This window comes from Mucilaginibacter endophyticus, assembly GCF_003351025.1.
Taxonomy (GTDB): domain Bacteria; phylum Bacteroidota; class Bacteroidia; order Sphingobacteriales; family Sphingobacteriaceae; genus Mucilaginibacter; species Mucilaginibacter endophyticus.
This window is the reverse complement of sequence record NZ_QPCG01000001.1, coordinates 680,243-702,934: the sequence shown is the minus strand read 5'-3', so window position 1 is coordinate 702,934 and position 22,692 is coordinate 680,243. Positions and strand designations below refer to the sequence as shown.

The 22,692-nt window shown below is 44.9% G+C and carries 12 protein-coding genes; 5 read left to right on the top strand and 7 right to left on the bottom strand.

Annotation, left to right across the window (positions count from 1 at the left end; genetic code table 11):
* Window positions 1–86 precede the first annotated feature (86 nt).
* From DUL71_RS02920 to DUL71_RS02895, 5 genes are all read right to left on the bottom strand, one after another.
* The gene (locus DUL71_RS02920) at window positions 87–3,224 is read right to left on the bottom strand and encodes a TonB-dependent receptor (protein ID WP_244228688.1); all 3,138 of its coding nucleotides are present in this window, start codon (window positions 3,222–3,224) and stop codon (window positions 87–89) included.
* 192 nt (window positions 3,225–3,416) lie between these two features.
* Window positions 3,417–4,421 carry a FecR family protein gene (locus DUL71_RS02915; RefSeq protein ID WP_114936647.1) on the bottom strand — a complete coding sequence of 335 codons (1,005 nt, stop codon included), beginning with the start codon at window positions 4,419–4,421 and terminating at the stop codon, window positions 3,417–3,419.
* Window positions 4,422–4,485: 64 nt separating this feature from the next.
* Window positions 4,486–5,067 carry an RNA polymerase sigma factor gene (locus DUL71_RS02910; RefSeq protein ID WP_114936646.1) on the bottom strand — a complete coding sequence of 194 codons (582 nt, stop codon included), beginning with the start codon at window positions 5,065–5,067 and terminating at the stop codon, window positions 4,486–4,488.
* Window positions 5,068–5,110: 43 nt separating this feature from the next.
* Window positions 5,111–7,624 carry a phosphocholine-specific phospholipase C gene (locus tag DUL71_RS02905; protein ID WP_114936645.1) on the bottom strand — a complete coding sequence of 838 codons (2,514 nt, stop codon included), beginning with the start codon at window positions 7,622–7,624 and terminating at the stop codon, window positions 5,111–5,113.
* Between the two features lie 415 nt (window positions 7,625–8,039).
* Complete coding sequence (locus DUL71_RS02895; protein ID WP_114936644.1) at window positions 8,040–8,630, bottom strand: RNA polymerase sigma factor; 591 nt, start codon at window positions 8,628–8,630, stop codon at window positions 8,040–8,042.
* A gap of 209 nt (window positions 8,631–8,839) precedes the next feature.
* Between DUL71_RS02895 and DUL71_RS02890 the strand changes: the two genes are divergently transcribed.
* From DUL71_RS02890 to DUL71_RS02870, 5 genes are all read left to right on the top strand, one after another.
* On the top strand, window positions 8,840–9,904 hold the full coding sequence (locus DUL71_RS02890; protein WP_114936643.1) for a FecR family protein: 1,065 nt from the start codon (window positions 8,840–8,842) through the stop codon (window positions 9,902–9,904).
* A gap of 187 nt (window positions 9,905–10,091) precedes the next feature.
* Window positions 10,092–13,700 carry a TonB-dependent receptor gene (locus tag DUL71_RS02885; RefSeq protein ID WP_114936642.1) on the top strand — a complete coding sequence of 1,203 codons (3,609 nt, stop codon included), beginning with the start codon at window positions 10,092–10,094 and terminating at the stop codon, window positions 13,698–13,700.
* Window positions 13,701–13,747: 47 nt separating this feature from the next.
* Complete coding sequence (locus DUL71_RS02880; RefSeq protein WP_114936641.1) at window positions 13,748–15,502, top strand: RagB/SusD family nutrient uptake outer membrane protein; 1,755 nt, start codon at window positions 13,748–13,750, stop codon at window positions 15,500–15,502.
* Between the two features lie 94 nt (window positions 15,503–15,596).
* Window positions 15,597–17,699 (top strand): alpha-L-fucosidase, encoded by a 2,103-nt coding sequence (locus tag DUL71_RS02875; RefSeq protein ID WP_114936640.1) that lies wholly within the window; start codon window positions 15,597–15,599, stop codon window positions 17,697–17,699.
* A gap of 11 nt (window positions 17,700–17,710) precedes the next feature.
* On the top strand, window positions 17,711–19,510 hold the full coding sequence (locus DUL71_RS02870) for a glycoside hydrolase family 35 protein (RefSeq protein ID WP_114936639.1): 1,800 nt from the start codon (window positions 17,711–17,713) through the stop codon (window positions 19,508–19,510).
* Between the two features lie 321 nt (window positions 19,511–19,831).
* Here DUL71_RS02870 and DUL71_RS02865 read toward each other — a convergent pair whose 3' ends face one another.
* Both DUL71_RS02865 and DUL71_RS02860 read right to left on the bottom strand, forming a co-directional pair.
* Window positions 19,832–21,016: a CehA/McbA family metallohydrolase gene (locus DUL71_RS02865; protein ID WP_114936638.1), complete on the bottom strand. Its 1,185-nt coding sequence runs from the start codon at window positions 21,014–21,016 to the stop codon at window positions 19,832–19,834.
* A 29-nt stretch (window positions 21,017–21,045) separates the two neighbouring features.
* Window positions 21,046–22,686, bottom strand: coding sequence for a RagB/SusD family nutrient uptake outer membrane protein (locus DUL71_RS02860; RefSeq protein WP_114936637.1), 1,641 nt, complete (start codon window positions 22,684–22,686; stop codon window positions 21,046–21,048).
* Window positions 22,687–22,692 lie beyond the last annotated feature (6 nt).

The following is a 22,692-nucleotide window of genomic DNA, read 5'->3' as shown; positions in this document are numbered from 1 at the left end:
TCATAAGCTTTAATTTAAACATCAAAAACGGACAGGTAAAACCTGCCCGCTTTTGATAATTGTTTTTATTGTTTGTTTACATTGTATTAAAATGAATACCGTGCGCCCAATTGAATCTGGTATGGTGTACCGTTTGCAGTTGTTACGCCCACGTTTTCGTTTACACGATAATTGTATTGTTTAGATGCCTGGTTAAAGCCGGTAACCGTGTATAAGGTTTGCTGGCCAAGGTTATAGTTAACACCTTTGTTTTTGTTAAGCAAGTTGGCAAAGTTGAACACATCGGCAGTGATGGTAAGCTGCTGGGTTTTATAAGTATGAAAGCTTTTTGCCAGCCTAACATCAAACGTACCCGAAAAAGGGTTGCTGCCACCGTTTCTGTTGGCAATTTTTCCGATACTTTTCCTGATGTAATCTTTAGCACGGTTATCCGGGTTGTTCAGCACTTTTTCCATCGAAGCCTTTACAGCTGCCGGGGTGTTCGGGTTGTTTGGATCAAATACGAAGGCCAGGTCATTATCGGTGCCGGGGCCGCCAACAAAGTCGCCGTTGATATCCGAATCAACAGTTAATGAATAACGGGTACCACCGCTGCCGGTAAACCTGCCACTGAATGAGAAACCTTTCCAGGTTGGGGTTGAACCGTAAACCACAATTTTGCTCCTGAACTGGTTATCCGAATAATCCATCTCGCTCAAATCGCGCGGATCTGATTTGATTGGGCGAAACGTGGATGTATTGGCTACGTTACCGTTGTATGATGTATTATCTTTTGTATTGTTCCAGGTGTAGCTGAACGACAGGAAGCCATCTTTATAGTAACGAAAATCGCCATCAAATACAAAAGCCTGCTGGTTTAGCTTAGCACCGTTAGTTAAAATAAGGGTACGGCCAACCAGTTGCGTTTTACGCCCCTGAACGTTATCGGTAACACCTGCAGATGAAATGGTATTTGCCGGTACAAACACCCCGCGGTTAGCTTCATTTGAAAGCGTAAAATAAGGCTGATCAACAAGGTTACGATCCAAATAAACATAGTTATTGGTGGTACGGCTCACCAGGAAGTTTACGCCTAAACGCAGATAATCGCCAAATAAGTGGTTATAGCTTAAGTTGGCTTTGTAGATGGTTGGGATCTGCAAATGCGGATCATTAAGGTTGATGGTTGATACCGTTGGCGCGCCGGGAATCAGGCCGGGAGCCGTCGACGGATCGTTACGGTAAGCCGGGAAATTTGGCTTAGGAACCAGGTTGGTACCGGTATTTGGCCTCGTGATATCAATTGAGGCAACTTTGGTACCGCTGTTTTGGATATTGTTTACCTGTGCATAGTTAATTGGATTGGCCGAAAAAATACCGCCGCCTAAACGGATAATATCAGTCTTTTTACCCTGCACATCCCATGAAAACTGTACCCTTGGCTGAAAGTTATTCCAATCGGTTGGATTGGCATCTGTTCTTAAACCTAAAGCTTTATCAACAACCGGGTTATAATCGCCTTTGGTTAAATAGCTGGTTAAATCCCAACGCAAGCCAAAAGTGGCGCTGATGTTTTTTACCGGTTCAAACTGCACCTGGCCGAAAGCAGATAGGTTTAAAACATATTGTTGTACCGATGGGATACCGTCGATAGGCACTTCACGCACAAATCGGGTTGGGTTCAGGTCGTCAAACTCTTTAATATTGTTAAAAATAAACCTGCCGTTTTGTTCGTTCGAGATATAGGTATTGAGGTAGGTAAGCGTATTATCGGTACCAAAGGTAAAGTTGTATTTCCCTTTAGTGAGGTAACTGGTGTTCACCAATTGCAGTTGGTTTTCCAGGTCGCTCTCCGGTGTAAAACGCTGACCGCCTAATTGCACCGAAGTACTACCGATGGTTCCGTTTGGCAGGGTTGAACGCACGGTAACAATAGCACGCGGAATATTTGCCGACGGCAGTTGATTATTTGGCGTATAATCGCGTTTAGCGCTTTGCCATTGCAATTTCAACTCGTTCAAAAAGCTGGAACTAAACTGTGTACGTAAGGATGCCAGCGTAGTGTTTTCGCGCGATTTGAAGTTACCATAGGTTTCAAACAGATTAATGTTTGAGTTATCATCTGTACTGTTCGGATTGTTCCAATCGCTGTAATTGTTCCTGATGGTTAAACGGTTTTTATCGTTGATCTGCCAGTCGATACGGGCAAAAAACGTATTGGCGGTTGTTTTTCTCGGAAACTCGCCAACTTGCGGTCCACTGCCCAAACCGTATTTTGCACGGCCGATATTGATAACGCTATCTAACATGCCCTTACTGATGCGCAGGGATATAGCATCAGCGTCTGACTTGATATCGGCAATGTAAAATGGCGCCGACTGCTCCTGACGATCAAGAGCCGTAAAGAAGAACAATTTATCCTTAACAATGGCGCCGCCTAAACTAAAACCGTATTGATTTGTAGTAAAGTTTTGTTCGCGCCTGTTACCGCGGATATCATAGGGGCTGGCCAAAGCATCTGAACGGTAATAATCAAAAGCCGAACCTGTAAGCGTATTGGTACCCGATTTGGTAACCGCGCTCACGGTACCACCACCCGCACGGCCTTGCGATACATCATAAATATTTGTTGATACCTCAAACTCGCGGATAGCCTCTAACGAAAGCGAGTAAGGGCCACTGCCTACCGCACCCGATGTAAGATTACTGCGGGCGCTGGTACCGTCGATCAAATAATTGGTTGATGATGGCAACTGGCCGCTAACCGACCCACCGTTTGATGTTGGTGCAAGCGATAACAGATTGGTAAAATTACGGTTCAGCGCCGGGATCTGCTGAATGGTACGGGCGTTGATAGAGGTGCTGCCGCCCAAACGGTCGTTACGGCTGCTTAGGGTGTTGGCCTTAACTACAACTTCTTTCAGGCCGAGGGTGTTGTTCGACATTAAAAAATCTACGATAACCCTATCGCCCTGGTTAATCGAAATTTCGTTTTTAACCTGCGAATCGTAACCTACAAAAGAAGCTTTAACTACATACTGCCTGCCTAAAGGCAACTGACGGAAAGTATATTTACCCTCGTTATTGGTTACACCCGACGAGCGGAAGCCGTTTGAGGTATTTTGAATTAAGATGTTTACACCGGGCATAGCCGCGCCTTTAGCATCCTTTACCTGGCCGGAAATGGATGCATCTGTTGATTGGGCAAAGGCCGCGTTACCTGTTGTTAAAAATAGTATCACCATAAGTGATATCGGGACTTGGATAAGGAAATTTCTTTCCAGGATTTTTTTTCTTAATTGGATAAAAAGCTGCATATTTAGTTGCGATAATTAATTTTGACAAGTTAATTAAATAGGCTGGTGCTGCTACAGCGCCCGCTTTTGCAGCCGGAAGTGCGGGATCACCTCCGGCTTTTTTTGTTTATTGATTTTCTTTTATTTCATGTTGCTTGCTGAAGGGTTAATGATTAAACTGTTAGGGGTAAGCTCATAGCTCATGCCGGTACGCAACGTTAGTTCACGCAGCGAGGTGCTGAGATCCATAGTACCGAGATTTATACTATATTGATGCAGATCAAGCTCCGGACGTTTGACGATTGCCCGGATATTGAAATGACGCGAAAGTTCTTCTGCTATCTGTGGCAGGGTGAGCTTGTCTAAATAAAGTGTTCCGTTTGTTTTCCAGCCTTGTATCAGTTCAGGAGATTTTAATAGTATTTGACTCTTATGAACAGCTGCACTATAAGCCAATACTTGCCCCTGACGAATTGACCGGTTTAAAATTTCAGGTTTGCCTGAGCTGTTCAAACGCTCAACAGTTATTTCGCCGGAGGCTACTTCAACCCGGTATTCGGTTTCCGGATGATATGCCCTGATGTTAAAAGAAGTACCGATATCGCTGGTAACGAAGTTACCGGTTGTAACAGTAAAAGGGTTATTGGCATCGTGCTTAACTTCAAAAAAAGCTTCGCCCCTATCTAAATAAATTGACCGTTGTTTAAAAGGCGTAGGTACCCTTAAGGTTGTAGCCGCATTGAGCCAGATCACTGAACCGTCTTCCAGTTCAATTTTTTGAACCTGACCATTTTTGGTTTGGTATGTTTGAAATGCCAATGCAGGTTTGTCAATACCAGCATCACGCTTTTTGTAATATATCCCGGCGATGGCGCCTGCTAATAAAACGATACTGGCGGCGCGAAACCAGCCAGTCTGGCTAAGCTTGCGGACTATACCAACCGGTTTTACCGGTTTCATAATACGTAGGCTTAACTCATTATAGATCCGTGCTTCATGTTCCGGCTCTTTGAGCAGATCAACAATCTCCCCATTGTGGTGCTGATCAAACCAATCGTCAATTATTTCTTTTTGCGACTGATGAATTGATCCATCTTCGTATTGCTCAAACAGGCGTTTTAGCGCCTCGTACTTTTTACTCTTCATTCCATAGCATAGCGCCCGAAAAGTCAAAAAGTACTTTAATAAATAGTTAAGCTTCTATTAACAATTACAACACTGCATTTACTACCAAAACAGATAGGTAAATCAACGAGCCCTGCTCTACAGAAATCCGCAACCTGCGCAGTGCTTCGGAGATATTATTCTTAACGGTTTGCTCCGAAAGCTTCAGCTCAGCCGCAATTTCACGAATGGACTTATCCTCATAACGGCTCAGCCTGAAGCATTGCCGCATATTAAACGGCATTTTTGAAAGCTCGGCATCAACGGTTAGGGTTACCTCTTTTAACAACAATTGCTCATCGCTATTATCAGATAGCTTTATAGCTTCGGATAATACTTCTACTCCCTGCAAACGCACTTTATCTTTTCTGAATGCCGACATTACATTGCTGCGGGCAACCGTATTGAGGTAAGGTAAAAAAGAATCACCGGCGTACAGGTTTTCCCTGTTTTTCCAGAGATATAAAAAAACGTCCTGCAAAATATCTTTGGTATGGTCTTCATCGCGGGTTAAGCGGTAAACAAATGAAAACAGGCTTTTCCAGTGCCGGTTAAACAGCATCTGGAAAGCCTGTTCATTTCCGAGGGCGATATCCTGCAGTAATTCTTTGTCAGACTGATTGATCATATAACAGATCGGAGAACATTAATAATTAACCCTTCGTCAATAATTAAACAACGCCACCCATTAACGGGTCGGTTTTGGTTGGCGCGCCCGTTTCAACACGCCCTGCAAAACGCTCTTCAAAAGTATCGAACCCTTTTAGCGTTACACCCAAATCATACCAGTTGTGGCTTTTAGTCACGTTTAAAACCAACTTTGCGTTTCCGCCTGCAGGGATTACCTGGGTTTGGGCTTGTGCCTTATAGCTTTTATCGCTGATCACCACGGTATGCGCTTTTTTATCTTGGTTAGTAATATTAATAACCACATTACCCGTAAGCTTAGCTGCGTTTAAACGGCTTGCCTCGTAATCGCAGGTTATTTTGATTTGTGGGTTGTTATTATTACCCGAAAATTCACGGTAAAAACCGTTAGGGCCATAAACCTTTAGATGGTAAGCACCATTTTCAAAATCGCCTATCTTCCACTCGTCGGTTAAAGTATCACCGGCGGCGGCACTGTAATCCCATGCGCGCAATTGTTCTTTTTGATACGGATTAACAGCATACACCCTAAACGGCGAACCTGCTGAGCGTTGACCGTACACTTTGTTACCAGCTTTAAAAGCTATCTCGTAAGTATTGTTCGCTTTATTAAAATGGCCATTGGTGTACAACTCATAAGGCAGCGCGCACGATGGCTTAACGCCTTTTTCCTGTTTGGGAAAATATAGCGATTGGGTATGATCTGTATTGATCTGCTCAATTTCGGCAGCCGATAGCTTTTTAAAGTTTGCCGGGATATCCTTAAACTGCGCCTGGTGGATATCTTCAATAAACTGTTTCTTCTCTAAAAATACAGGACCATCTATTTTCTCACCGTTATAAGGGCGGAATGCCGATGTAAGATCGCCACAAATGGTACGACGCCATTCGGTAATATTTTCTTCTTTTACCTTTTTGTTGAGTTTCTTCGCCAAAAACTCTTCAACAAACTGTATCGATGAGGTATGATCAAATACTTCCGAACATACGTAGCCACCGCGTGTCCATGGCGAGGCGATGATCATCGGTACACGGTAACCTAAACCAATAGCAGCTTCGCGGATATTAGTATCTGTTGCCGAAGGGTTGGTTTGCTGTTCTTTGGTAACAAAATCAAGTTTTGGATCGATCCCTGCCGATACTTTGCCAGTGTGTTCTTTATAAGGGTTTGGTACTATGTACGGAGGTACGTGATCAAAATAGCCGTCATTTTCATCATAAGTGATCACGAATATGGTCTTCTTCCAAACTTCAGGATTTTGCAATAGGATCTCCATAGCTTCACTTACATACCAGGGGCCAAACCATGGCTCGCCCGGATGATCGGAGAAATTGGCAGGCGGCATCAGCCATGACACTGTTGGCAGTGTACCATTTTTTACATCCTCCCTAAACTGATGAAATACGTCGCCTTTAGGCACATTCAGTTTACGGTTAGTACCGTTGTCATCATACTCAAGCGCTTCGAGGCTGTGATAATCAGGATTGCTGATATTAGTAGTGAAAGCTTTATTATTTAACGACTGCTGTGTTTTAGGCAGGTTGTTAAAGTTTTCTTTGGTGTATTTAGCCTGGGCCAGTTCAATATTGGCCAACAACTTTTTCGCGGCTGTAAGACGGGTTACAACCCTACCCTCCTGGGGCTGTTTTTCAAGATCGGCAATTTGTTTTAAGGTATTCTCTTTTTTTGATTGCAAACCGGCAATGCCACCCTCATGCATGCGCACATTGTATTGCTCAAAATACTCCAGTACATTGGTACCAAAATTACCTAACCAGGCTTCCTGCTCGTTACCAAAATCAAGACCCATGGTCAGTTCGTTTTGATAAACCTTCCAGCTTACACCGTGTTCTTCCAAACGCTCGGGAAAGGTTGTCCAGTTTAATACCGGATAGTTATAATTGTCAATATTCCATAAATGGGCAATGCCTTCAGGTTTATTGGCCTCGCGTACGGTGCCTGTCATCCAGTAATAACGGTTAGGATGGGTACCGGTTATGCTTGAGCAAAAGTTTTGATCGCATACCGTAAAAGCATCGGCAAGCGAGTAATAGAAAGGAAAATCGGCACGGTTGCAATAGCCCATGGTTAGGGGCATATCGGCAAAGTTTTTATTACGAGCTTTTTTTACATCAAGCCATTTATCGTATTTACCGTTATTCATGGCATCGGTTTGATCGCTCCAGCCGTGCGGCAGTGAACCCATCCAGGCTATTTTGGTATCCTTTACATCTAAATGGAAAGGTCCGTAAGTATCGCCTTTCTCATTGGTTTGCAGCCAAACTTTATTTTTATCGGGAAGGTTGATGGCGCGGGGATCGTTATATCCACGTACACCTTTAAGGGTACCTAACTGGTGATCGAACGAGCGGTTTTCCTGCATCAGGAACACAATATGCTCGGCATCATAAAAAGTACTGCCCGGCTCGGGATTTACAGCCAGTGCTTTCTGTATCACAGGCGGCAACATATTTATAGCAGCGGCGCTGCCCGACAATAAAGCAGCTTTTTTTAAAAAGTCTCTTCTTGAATTCATTTTATAAATTCTTTTAATTGCTTAATATTTTTTGAAAAGGTACGGTACGAAACTGGGAAAGTTTTACCCATACACTAACAGAGATTTGAGGATAACCGGCATATCCCGCTGCCATTTATCCGCGGCGAATATCCGGCACTGACGTAAACTTTATGTTATGGAGCGGTTACCAAATCTTTGTTTAACATTATTGATACATTAACATGGGAATATAAAAAACGCCGACTAAAGCATTGGGCTTTGTTAACGTTTATATCATTAAACGGTTTGTTTATGACCAGGGAGATAGCCCGTGGAATATAGCCTTGGCTATTATAAGGCCGACAGTTTTGTTTACACGGCGGAAAGCAGGAGATAATCTCTGACACGGAACCATTATCGCAGAAGTGGGTCGTGGTAAACGTTGAAAAACAAGCTACTTCAACAAAAATGGCAGAATTATAAGCAAGTAAACTATATCCGACTGCGCAAATTGATTCTTAAGATTCTTGAGAGCGGCAACCAAATGGTTTCTTACCGTATTCCTCGAAATTTGGAGTTTATCGGCAATCTCTTCATAGGATAGCCCTTCTTCTCTGCTCAGCCTGAAAACAAGTTGTTGCTGTGCCGGAAGATTACAGAAAGCGGATTCGGCAAATTCAAGCAGGTTGTTTATTTCAACCGCTTCCTCTGTTTCGTTATGAGCATACGTAATCGATTGCCAAAGTTTTTCAAGACCAGATTTTGTCAGGCTGCATTGCTTAAGAGTATTTAGGGTAACGCGCCTTCCTATAGAAAACAGGTATGGCCCTACCGGATAAGCCTCATTTAATTTTTCGCGGTTCAACCAAAGGTTAAGGAAAGATTCCTGTACCACTTCTTCACTTAATTCCTTGCTCTTCAGGAACTTGAATGCGAAATTATAAAGCCTGGCGCTGTAAATGCGGTAAATCATTTGAAAAGCCACCTGATCTGCCCGTTTCAAACGTGCTGCATATAGATCATCCATGCTTTCTAACTTCTTCACTGACAGAGGTAACTAACGGTTAGTTTTTATCAAATCTAAAAAACATTTAATAATAAAGAAATAACACTTTGTTAAAATGGGTATAAGAAAAGGTGTTTTGCCATAAACTTCATCATTTTTTCAGATTTGATATCTCCATCGAATTATCCCGCATTTGCAGATATAATTAAAAAAAATTGCGGCCTGGGTAGTCCTCCCGTTAAAAAAAGATGTATTACCTGTTAAATTACCAATTATCGCCTGTACTTGTGCCGGCAAAATTTAAAAACGTGAATAAAGAATATCTTGCATTTTTGGTTAATGCCTATACTGAGAATACGATCAGCCGGGAAGATTATGATGAGCTAATGGCCTACATTACAACTGCCCAAACCAACGATGAGCTTAATCCGATACTTCAAAAGATCTGGGAGCAGGTTAACGAGGAGCACCTCTTTGACCAACAAAGGCAGGATTTTATTTTTCAGCAAATCACCGGTAGCCCGGAATTCATGGAGAGTGTGAACCAACAAAGCGCCAAAGTAGTAAACTGGCGAAGATGGCTGTCGGTGGCAGCGGGCACGCTTTTATTATCGGTTAGTAGTGTGGCTGCCTGGCATTATTTGCAAAGAAAGTCCGAAGCACCACAACCATTGTATACCGTTCGTAAGGTTCCTTATGGTAAAAAAGTCCAGGTGCAATTACCCGACAAATCGATGGTTTGGGTAAATTCCGGAAGCAGTATTAAATTCCCTGTCACTTTCGATGCCGATAAAAGAGAGATTTATTTACAGGGAGAAGCTTTTTTTGACGTAGTACATGACAAGGCAAGGCCTTTTATCATCCATACCGGTAAAGTATCAACACAGGTGTTGGGAACAGCTTTCGACATTAAGGCTTATGGCAGTACCATGAGCGTAACAGTAGCCCGGGGAAAAGTCAGTGTTGGCACCCCGGAAAAAGTGTTAAGCGTACTTGTTCAGGATCAGGCCATGAATTATTCGTTTAAAAGCAACATCGCGAGTACCAGACGTGTAGATGCTTCTAAATTGAAATGGATGACCGGTGAATTGACGTTTAACAATACGTCATTAAGAGAAGCGGCCGGGGATATTGAACGCTGGTTTGACGTACAGATCGCTATTGAGTCCGTCCGTCCGAAACTGACTGACAAACGTTTCTCGGCAACTTTCCTCGATCATGAAAATATAGACCAGGTACTGAAGGTACTGGGCGAGCTTTCCGGTTTCAGCTATCAGCGTACCGGCAGGCAGATCAGGATACAACAACACTAACAATTATTGTAAACCCAAACAGTGAAAGGAGCCATGAAAAGATAAATTAGGAACAACACCAAGTCAATAAAAAAACCGTTGCAGCGCCAACCGCAACGGCATTTTCGCAGGGTAACGGAAGTACCAGTTCCGCGGCCCAAATGAGATTAAACAAGTTTCGCAAACCGCTTAAAATCAAAGTAAAATTATGAAATTTTTACTACATAAGTTTTTTTTCCTGCCTCCAAAGGGCATCATTCCATTAAAAACACTTCTGACCATTATGAGGTACACCACCGTTACCTTAACCGTTATATTGGTTTGCTGTAATATGCTTTTTGCCAGCGTAACGAAGGGGCAAACCATAAAAGATGTGAGCATCATTGCAAAAAAGGCAATGAGCATGACGCTCAAACAGGCGCTGAAACAAATTGAGAAGCAAACGGATTTCAGGCTTGCTTATAAAGATGAACAACTCAAGGCTTATAGTGAAGTAACCTTACCGAATGGAAAGTACACCGTTGAACAGGCTTTACTGCAAATACTGAATGGCACCGACCTGATGTATAAACAACGCAATAACTACATCCTCATAGTGCCAAAACCACAAACCGCGCAGCAGCCGGCGCCGGAGCAGCAACAATACCTTGCCGCAAATATCACTGTTAAGGGTAAAGTAACAGACAAGGCGACCGGCGAACCACTTATCGGTGTTTCCATCCGCATCAAAGGCGCGCGCGACGGGGTTGCTACCGACGTGAACGGTCAATTCTCGTTATCAACGCCTGAAAACGCAACATTGGTGGTAACTTATATCGGTTACCTTACACAGGAGATAGCCGTAAACAACCAAAACGCTATCAACATCGCCCTCGAACCATCTGCTAAAGGATTAAGTGAAGTAGTTGTTGTGGGGTATGGTACGCAGAAAAAGGTGAACCTTACAGGCTCTGTGGCAACAGTGAACGCCGATAAATTAGAAAACCGCCCGGTAGTGAACCTTGGTGATGCACTGGAAGGGCTTATTCCCAACCTGAATGTTTCATTGAATGGCGGCCAACCCGGAACCGGCGCAACATATAATGTCAGGGGAACCACAACGCTTGGCACCTCAACATCCACAGGAACAGCCAAACCACTGCCAACAAGCACTTCTCCGTTGATATTGGTTGACGGTGTCGCACGTGATCCAAATTTGATCGACCCTAATGATGTAGCCAGTGTAACCGTTTTAAAGGATGCCGCGTCTGCAGCAATATATGGTGGCCGTGCCGCCAACGGTGTAATACTCATCACCACCAAAACAGGCAAGGCCGGTCAAACCCGGGTAAGTTATTCGGGATCATATACCATTTCCCGTCCTACCCAACTGGTTGACCAGGTGAACTCGCTGCAATACATCAAAATGTTTAACGATGCTAACCGTACTGGCCTGGCAAGCGGCGGCTACACCACAAGCCCTTTCACGCAACAAGATTCGACGATGGCTGTCGCATATTTCAATGATCCGGCCCACAACCCTACAGGATACCCGGACCCGGGCAATCCTAAAAAGTATCGTTATGTAGGCAATACAGATTGGAACAAAGTACTGTTTCCGGGATGGGCACCGCAACAGCAACATAATATTTCGGTATCAGGCGGGCAGGGCAACTCTACTTTCCTTGCCAGCATGGGCTATTTCCGGCAAGACGGTTTGCAGGAATCGGCACATCAGGTGTACCAAAGATACACCCCTACATTAAAGTTAAATACCGATCTCGCTAAGTGGGTTTCTGTAGGGTTAAACATGTCACTGACCCATACCGACAACAACCAACCTGCCGCAACGCGGATCAACCAGGGCGGCGCCTGGCTTTACTCCAATATCCCTCCTGTAATGCCTGTGTACAACCCGGATGGCAATGGCCATTTCGCTGGCCAGGGAAATTATACTAACCCGATGGCGGTGAACGCACTGTCGGGCCGGGACATTAACCAGCAAAACGACTTCTGGACAACAGGTCGCCTAATCCTTAAACCAGTGAACCATTTAATGGTAAATGTGGATTACACATGGAATAACCTATCCGGTTTCCGCAAAGCGAATTTGATTCCCTTCAATGAATACGGCGTAGATGGAACATTCCTGGATATTTACCCATGGACCAATCCGTCGCAGGTTATCGAAAACAAGACCAATAACAATTACAATGCGCTGAATGCCTTTGCAACCTACGAGAATACCTTTGGTAAAAAACATTACCTGAAGGCATTGGTGGGTTACAACCAGGAGTATCAACACTATGTGCTGGGATCATCTTTCGCAAACAACCTGATTGACCCAACGGTACCATCAATCGGACTCAACAATTCAAGTAAGCCAATCGTTGCCGGGCTTGAAACCGAATATGCGCTGGTAGGCACATTTTCGCGATTGAACTATATATATGACAACAAATACCTGGTTGAGGTAAATGCACGCTATGACGGCACATCACGTTTCCAGCCAAACAGCCGCTATTCTTTTTCTCCTTCAGCTTCAGTAGGCTGGAATATTTCGGAGGAGTCTTTTATGGAAGGGATCAAAGGAACACTGAACCAACTGAAGCTACGCGCATCATATGGTCAACTGCCTAACCAGCTGGCCCCGGGTAACGGTGCAACCGGGCAAATCCTCAATATGCTCGGCCCTTCATTGGCATCAGCCAACTTCCAGTATCCTTATATTGCAGTGCAACCAACCGGGCTTGCCAATTACCTTATTAACGGACAGCAGGGGGTATACGCCGCCGCGCCGGGGCTAATCAGCCAGTCTTTTACATGGGAAAAAGTTCAAACCAAAAATATCGGTCTTGACTACTCCCTGTTCAATGACAAGCTGAATGGTTCATTTGATTATTTTACAACAAATATCAAGGATATTCTGGTACCAGGCCAGCAGGCTCCTTCTACACTTGGTGCACCTATCCCACCCTCTAACTCGGCCGATGTACGTTCTCATGGCTGGGAAATTAGCATCAACTGGCGCGATAAGTTATTTGATGATCAACTGAACTATAGCATGACACTTGGGGTTTCCAATAGTTCAAATACCCGGGTAATTAAATATAATGGCAATCCAACCAACAGCATTAACGATTTTATCGTGGGTCATGACCTGGGCGATATTTACGGGTATATTAACGACGGCTTTTATAAAACAGATGCAGAAGCTGCCACTGTTGACAATTCGGCGCTTGCGGGCTACAAATGGCTTGCCGGCGACATTAAATACCGCGATCTGAATCACGACGGTAAAATCACCTATGGAGATAATACCCTGGGTAACCTTGGCGACAAGACATTGATTGGTAACAGCACGCCACATTACAAATTCGGGTTTAACCTTAACCTTTCTTACAAGAACTTCGATTTTGCAACCTTTATTCAGGGTGTGCTGAAGCAGGATTTCTATCCCAACGAATACGTTTTCTACGCATTCAGGGATGATGAATACAGCATTCCGTCACAACTGTCAACCGATTATTGGACACCCTCCAATCCTAATGCGTTCTTTCCGCGCATCCGGTTTGCAGGCGGTGGTAACGAACAAAGCCAGGATAAATATATTCTGAATGCAGCCTATGCACGCATTAAGCAGCTCACTCTGGGCTACAGTTTGCCATCAGCAGTGGCCAAAAGAATCAAATTGCAGAGAATACGTTTTTATGTAACCGGCCAGAATTTGTTTACCATCACATCATTGAACAAAAACTACGATCCGGAAACGGCAACCAATTTTGGTACTTACCCGCTTAACAAGTCTTTATCATTCGGACTGCAGGCTACTTTTTAAGCCGCATTGCCCTATTTAGCATCGTTAGGAATCAAAAAAACAAATCAATGAAAAATAAATTCACCTTATATATAGCCTTAGCAGCAACGTTAGCCGTTGCTTCCTGCAAACGGGAAAGCTTTCTTGATCGTCAGCCGCTCAGCAGCATTGTGCCGCAAAAGTTTTTCAAAAATGAAACGGACCTGCAATTATATTGCAACCAATATTACCCCGCACTCACTATTCAAAACTTTCAGCGTTTGGACGATAACTCCGACGATAAAGCCAATGCATCAATCAATTCATTATTGGCTGGTACTTATACAGTACCCGGACAGGCGCTCCACAACTACACTTCAGACGGCACAACAGTAGATTTCAATTCGAACGCTGTCAGCAACAATAGTAACGGAGGCACGGGAAATGTAAACGGATCAGGCACGGAGTGGGACTTCAGCCTTATCAGGGCATGTAACTTTTTTTTAGAGAATTACAACAGGGCCGATCTGGCTGCTGCAACCAAAAACATTTATGTTGGAGAAACGCTGTTTTTCAGGGCTAATGATTTCTGGAAAAAAGTAAAAGCTTTCGGCGATGTTCCTTATATCAACCGGTATCTGGTAGATACCTCCAAATCTGCTTTGTATGGTGCCAGGATGCCGCACAAGCAGGTAATGGACTCGGTGTTGAAGGATCTGAATTTTGCTGTAGCCAACCTGCCGGTAACCGCTACCGACGGGCGATTGAACAAGTACGCTGCTCTTGCACTTAAAGCAAGGGTTTGTTTATGGGAAGGCACTTATCGCAAATATTCCGGAGTCGGTGATGCAACCAGCTATTTGCAGGCGGCATCTGACGCTGCTGAACAGCTGATGAGCTCCAATCAGTTCGGCCTCTACACCACCGGAAACCCACAATCAGATTATTATAATCTGTTTATACAAACAGATCTGACCGGCAATAAGGAAAGCATCCTGGCCGCGAAGTACAAACTCAATATCCTAACCAACGATGTTGACCGCCAGTTAGGCCAGTCAAGCGATGGCTACAGCAAGGATTTTGTAAATTCAATCTTATGCTCAGACGGTTTGCCGATATCACGTAGTCCCTTATATAAAGGAGACAACACTCCCGATGATGAAGCGACCAATCGCGATCCTCGTTATAAACAGCAGATAGCAACCCGCGGCTTTGATTTCCTTGCCGGTGACCTGATTACACTTCCGCGCATCGGAACCACGGTTACTTCTACCGGTTATCAACCCATTAAGGGACGCTCAAACAGCCTGGCCGCGTGGAATGCAAATCAATCAGAATACGACTTTTTCATATTCAGATACGCCGAAATCTTGCTTATAGAAGCTGAAGCCAGGGCTGAACTGGGCACCTGCACGCAGGATGTGCTCGATAAAACCATTAATTTGTTACGTGACAGAGTGACTATGCCGCACATGACGCTGGCAACGCTGGTTAAAGATCCTCAATCAGATTTCCCATCGCTGCCGGTATTGATTGACGAGATCCGCAGGGAGCGCCGCGTAGAACTCGGTAGCGAAGGATTCCGCCTGGATGATATAAAAAGATGGCGCGCCGGTACACTGATCAACAATCCGGCTACGATATTAGGAATGAAACTGACGCCGGCCTTACGGGCACAATATCCTGCCAACCAGGTCAGCAGCATTGTTGTGGATGCCAATAACTATATCCGGATATATCCCAATATCACCGCCAGGAACTGGAATGACAAATTCTACCTGCTGCCGATACCAACTCAGGAGCTTTCGCTCAATTCAAATCTGAAACAAAATCCGGGATGGTAAGCTAATTATCTTCTGCATTGTCAACCCTTCAATCACCCGGCCGGTCAAAGTCCTTACCAGACCACCGGGTGATTACTACTCCCTATTGAAATTTATGAAAAAGAGACTTTTTGCGGCGATGCTATTTTTTTGCACGTCCCGGCTTTTTGCACAAGCCCCTTCACCATATGGAGCATTACCTACGCCGCGCCAACTGACCTGGCAGGAAACGGAAATGTATTGCATCATACATTTGAGCATGGCTACCATGACCGACAAAGAATGGGCTTACGGAGACGAAAACCCTGCAATATTTAACCCGTCAAACTTTGATGCGATGAAAATTGTAGCCGCCGCCAAAGCCGGTGGCTTTAAAGGGATAATTGTTGTGGCAAAGCATCATGATGGGTTCTGTTTATGGCCCACTAAAACTACCAGCCACAACATATCTGCAAGCCCCTGGAAAAATGGGAAAGGTGACCTGCTGAAAGATTACCAGGAAGCCTGCAGAAAACTTGGGATGAAAATGGGCGTATACCTATCTCCCTGGGACAGGAACAGCGCCCTTTATGGTTCTCCGGCTTACGTTTCAACTATCTATCGTCAGCAACTAAAAGAATTGTATACCAATTACGGCCCGCTGTTTATGTCATGGCATGACGGAGCCAATGGCGGCGACGGCTATTATGGAGGCAAACGGGAAGTAAGAAAAATTGACCGGTCTACCTATTACGGCTGGGACACAACCTGGGCAATAACAAGAAAACTGCAGCCGGGCGCAGCAATATTTGGTGATGCCGGCCCGGACGTTCGCTGGGTGGGCAATGAAGAAGGTTATGCAGGGGAAACATACTGGGCAACATTTACGCCTCAGGCTGCTGATGGTAAAGTCCCTTCCAATGGCAACGTCAGGTATGAAGAAAGCCCAACCGGCACACGGAATGGCAAGTACTGGATACCTGCCGAATGCGACGTTCCTTCGAGACCCGGCTGGTTTTATCATCAATCGCAGGATGGACAAACAAAGTCGGCCTACAAGCTTATAGATCTTTATTATAAAAGCGTAGGCCGTGGCGCCTGTCTTGACCTTGGCCTTTCGCCGGACAAGAACGGGCAGCTTACCCAGGAAGACATCGACAACCTAAGGAAGTTTGGCGCTATCCTGAAGCAAACATTCGCCGTTAATCTGGCAAAAGGCGCAACATTCCAGGCCAGCAATATACGGTCAAATGAAGCAAATAAATTTGGGCCACAGTTTTTAACGGATGATGATCGTTATTCTTACTGGGCCACAGATAATAACGTCGCGACCCCAAGTCTGGTAGTTGACTTGCATCACCCGGCAACTTTCAATGTAATCCGTTTACGCGAAAACATTAAACTGGGCCAGCGTATTGAAGGTGCAGCTATAGATATCTACCAAAACGGCTCATGGAAACAAATAGCTGCTGTAAACAGTATTGGCGCAAACAGGTTAATCAGGCTACCGCAAAACGTTATTACTACAAAAGTCAGACTTCGGATCACAGCTTCGCCGGTTTGTATCGCGATAAGCGATTTCGGTTTGTTTAAAGAACCCGAGCACCTTTCTGCACCGGTAATAAGCCGTAACCGGGATGGCTTAGTGGATATCACTACCGAAGCTCCGGTTTCGGAAATCCATTTCACTACCAACGAAGGCGAACCGGATAAAAACACCACGAGGTTTACAGCACCGTTTGCTTTCAGCGGGAGCGGCACCATCAAGGCAATTGCTATTGAAGGAGGCAAGCAAAGCGAGAAAACTGTAAAGTTTTTTGGCCTAAATAAATCCGGCTGGACAATCAAAGCGGATACCGCCGGTAATACCGCTCAAGCAGCAATGCGGGCTATTGATGATGATGATCATACAATCTACATCACCAAATCGTCAGCTATATCTCAGCCGAAGGCAATCACTGTAGATATGGGCAAAGAATTGACGATAAACGGCTTTTCCTATTTACCCCGCCAGGATAAAAAAACTGAAGGGATTGTTGACCGCTATAAGTATGAACTTAGCCTGGATGGAGTACAATGGTTCACCGTAGCAGCGGGCGAATTTTCAAACATCGCGGCTAATCCAATTGAGCAAAATATTAAAATTAAAACGCCGCAAAAAGCACGTTACTTTAGGTTTACGGCACTGCACGTAATTGCAGGCGGCCCTGCAACCATTGCCGAAATCGGTGTTTTTTAAAATCATAGTCTATGAAAAAAATCTTTTTTGCACTGTTACTTATTATACCGTCACTTATCCGGGCACAAAACTCCCATCAATTCGCGCTTGGGAAAACTGATTTTCTGCTTGACGGCAAACCATTTCAAATCATTAGCGGAGAAATGCACCCGGCACGAATTCCTAAAATGTATTGGCAGCACCGTATCCGGATGGCCAAAGCGATGGGGTGTAATACGATTGCCGCGTATGTTTTCTGGAACTATCTCGAAACAAGCCCGGGCACATTTGATTTTAGAACTGAAAACCGGGATATAGCAGAATTTATCAGATTGTGCAAAGCTGAGGGCATGTGGGTACTATTACGCCCGGGACCATACGTTTGTGCTGAATGGGATTTTGGTGGACTGCCTCCCTATCTGCTTAAAATACCGGACATAAAAGTCCGCTGTATGGACCCCAGGTATATGCAAGCCGTAAGCCGTTATGTGCGTGCACTTTCGCAGGAAGTAAAAAGCTTACAATGCACTAATGGCGGCCCTATACTCATGGTGCAGGTAGAAAATGAGTACGGGAGCTATGCGAACGACCGGGACTATATCAAAACCCTGAAAAACCTTTGGCTTGAAAACGGCATAAATGTTCCCTTTTATACCGCAGACGGGCCGGCAGCCTTTATGTTGGAAGCAGGAAGCGTTGATGGCGCCGCGATAGGCCTCGACAGTGGTATCAGTGATGCCGATTTTGCAGCGGCCACCAAACAAAACCCCGATATACCATCATTCAGCAGTGAAACCTATCCCGGATGGTTAACCCACTGGAAAGAAAAGTGGCAGAAACCGGCTACTGCCGACATTGTGAAACAGGTTACTTACCTGCTGGAGCATAAAAAATCGTTTAACCTTTATGTTGTACACGGCGGTACAAACTTTGGTTATTATGCCGGGGCCAACGCATTTAGCCCAACACAATACCAGCCCGATGTAACCAGCTACGACTATGATGCGCCCATCAGTGAACAAGGTAATGCTACTGAAAAGTACAATGCGTTACGAAAACTGATTGCTCAATATGTCAGTTATAAAATTCCGGAGATTCCTAAACCGATACCAGTAACGGAGGTGGGTGCTTTCACCATGCAGCCTATTAATACTGTATGGAACGTATTGCCAAAAGCCATCAGGGCTCCGCAGCCTATGCCAATGGAAGCACTCGATCAAAACAGCGGCTTTATTCTTTATCGTACTAAGCTTATCGGCCGCAAAAGCGGTATGCTTACCATTACTGAACCACATGATTATGCCCTGGTTATGCTGAATGGAAAACTTATCGACACTGTTTTCCGTGATGGGGGCAAATGGACAGTGAAGTTGCCTGATACAGGTGTCAAAGATCCGGTTTTGGACATCCTGGTTGAAAACATGGGACACATCAATTTTGCCCAATATATGATTGATCGCAAAGGAATTACCGATCGTGTTACGCTTGAGGGAATGACGCTTACCAATTGGGAGATTTTCAAATTACCCATGGACCAGACATTTATAGCACAGTTACAATCAGATGCCTCGGCTAACTTTCATGACGGCGTATATTTTAGGGGGAGTTTTGCATTAAATAAAGTAGCTGATACCTATTTAGACCTAAGCAACTTCAAAAAAGGTATCATATGGGTTAATGGACATAACTTAGGCCGTTACTGGAATACGGGACCGCAATTTCACCTTTACTGCCCGGCTGCGTGGTTGCAAAAAGGTGATAATTCGGTAATCGTATTTGACCTTCATCAAACCGAAGCGACGACAATCAAAGGTGTAAAAAGCCTGGAATAAACTAAAAATCAAACCTGTAATTAGTAACAGTATCGCTGTTACCAAATTTGCTACCTACTTTATTTAAGCCCCGGTAAACAGTTTACCGGGGCTTTGTAATTGTTTTCTTCGAACCGGAAGAGTTAATACAACCGCATTACTGACTTGATTAGCAACAGATAGCCTAAAATAAGATGGACAAATCATTAAAAAATGATTTGTCCATTCTGTGTGATCCAAATTGGGTTTAGTTCGAACAAAAAGGAGATGACCAGAAATCGGCCATCTCCTTATTACATAAGCGGGTACTTCCCAAACTCTCTTTAAAAATTTTGAATCATTTTAAAATTTGGGATCAAAGTTGAAGTAAATCGGGTTTGACAGCGCGACCATGTTACCAGTTACTTTTGCAGATTTTGGCACTTCAGGGTAATCAGTTGAAGGGCCTTCAACAATAAGACGGTAATACATACGCTCAACTAATTTAGGTGTATCGGTAAATTCAACCACAGGGTTGCTGCCCGGCATTTTATAACTGCCAAACTTACGACCGTCTTTAATTACATTAATGGTATAAGTGCTATCTGTTTTTACGTTCCCTTTAAGCTCAACACGGAATTTAATTGGCTTACCGGTAGATTTCGCATTATCGCCCATCATCATATCCATTTTTCCATCTTCGTTGATATCAGCGTAAAACTCTACGCGCGGGGCATAAGGGTTTGCGCTTATCGAAACACGGCCATTAACCAATGCGTCTACCACACTTTGCGCATCGTGCTTAGCCGCAAAAACCCAGGTGGTTGGCGTACCAATGTAATTTACATCGCTTGGTCTGTGAACATCGCTACCACCACGAGCAGTAACTCTGCGGCCTGATGCAAGCATGTCTTCCCAGATCAGGTTTGAGTTGGCGTTTTTGGTCCACAGGCATGAGTTCCAAACCTCCATCGCATCAACCAGGTCGTAAGAAAAACCGAAGTGATCTTTAGGACCGGCCGGGTGATTGGCCGATAAGTGGATACCCAGCTCTTTTTTCACTTTGGCGATGTCGGCATCGCGCTGATCGCGTACATCGTAAAACTTCTGGTGATCATACGGCTTGGCCGAGAACACGTTACCATGACCACGGGTGGTGGTCCACTCGGCACCGTAAAGCATTAACAAAGAGTTATCAGATTTAAAAGCGGTATCTGCCCAGGTATTGTGCTCCACATCACCCAAAACGTGGTTGTCATGATCGGTAATGCCAATAAAACCAAAACCTACAGATTTAGCAAAAGCTTTAATTTTTGAAATAGGATGACGCTGAGGGTCGTAACCGCCCTCAGAGCTGTAGCTGGAGTGCACGTGCAGGTCGCCCTTCATCCATTCGCCTTCAGTTAAGCTGGCAATTGGAGGAAGTGCACCCAATGGTTTTGACGTCCAGGGGTTAACGTGATTTGGCATGTGTTGTTGTGCAATTGCCATAGTGCCGGTGCTGATCATTGCCAGTACTGCAAACGCGGTGCGAATATTTTTATACATATAGATTGATGATTAAAGTGGTTCTACAATTATTTACTTGGATAGCCAGGATTTTGTGTCAAAGTAGGGCTGCGTACAATTTCCGTTACCGGGATTGGGCGTAACAAATACTTAGTATCAATTGCGGCAGGGTGATTATGAGCGGTGAAAGCATTGTATTGCGCTGCGCGGGTAAGCAATGTTCCGGTACGTTTCAGGTCCATCCAGCGGTTTGACTCACCAAAGAGTTCGCGGGCCGATTCGTCGAGAACATCCGTTAATGTGGCACTTCCGGTAAGCAGATCATTTCCGCTCAGCTTGGCTCGTGTGCGCAGGTCGTTGATCAATCCGGTAGCTAACCCACCTTGTCCTTGTTTAACATATGCTTCGGCCAATAACATCATGGTTTCGGCACGACGGAAGATGTAGGTATCGCGGTGGCCTTGTGGGTCGACACCAGAGTTGGTATAAACTACTACCGTTGGGTCATAAAACTTCCAAATAATTGGATAGATGGTATTCGATCCAAAAAATTGGTGATACTGATTGGGGTTCACCACATAATACGTGGGTTTGTTAGCTGCCAGGTAGGCGGTAATCTCGTCGGCCGTCATCGCCACGCGGGGCAGGTAGATCACGTTATCACCTGTCTTAATCGCGCCATTAGGTCCTGTTGCATTGGCAGCAGCCACGATGTGTCTTTGTAAAAACCGCTCAGACGCCCGGTAATCAGTAGCAGCATATAGGTTGAAAAGGTAAGAAGAAGGCTGATAAGAGGCATCCTGCCGCCAGTACGGCGCTGCCAATGCACCACCCGGAAACCTGTCTGTCCAAAATTTGAACTGCTGGTAAAGGTTGTTGCCGTTTTTGTTGTTCGCATCAGTGGCGGAATAACGGACCGCAAAGATGACTTCTTTATTGCCACCAACCGAGTATTGGTCGCCGAAGAGTGCATCCCATGTGCTGAGTGTTGATTTGTTCATAGCGCCCTGCAGATTGCTAACGGCATTTGCCAAATCGGCCGATTGCGCATACGATTTATAGCTGCGTGTAAGCAATACCTTGCCAAGCAGGTGCTGGGCCATGGCCTGGGCTATGCGTCCATAGTCGCTTGGGTCGGCCGGCAACTGGGTGAGGGCTTGATTAAGGTCGGCCACAATTTGTTTATACACATCTTCTTCAGAAGAGCGGGCAAAGTTGTAGGTAGCCTGAGTTACTTCACTGGTAATCAGCGGCACGCCTCCAAAAGTCTCCACCAGGTTAAAATAGGCATAGGCGCGCAGGGCCAGTAGTTCGCCGGTGCGGGTGGCGTATACTTTCGGGTCTATATTATCTTTTATTGCAGCTCCGCGTGTTAGAGCGGTGTTAGCCTTGGAAATCAGGTTATAGTTATCAGTCCACCAGCCCAGGCTTTCGTCGCCTGTAAATGTGGTGTAATCGTTAAGTGGCAATTGGGTGTCATCTACCACTCCCGTACGATCATACATATCTGTACCGTACCACATGTGGTTAGTATTCTGCAACAATGGGCGCAGGTATCTGTATGTTTCGTTCACCAGCTCCTCATACGAGCTTTGCGTAACGAAATACTTGTCACTCGTCACCGATGAAGGGTTTACCTCATCCAGTTTACATGACTGGGCTAAGGCCAGCAACGAAACGGCTACGATATAATGGATTATTTTTTTCATAATTAT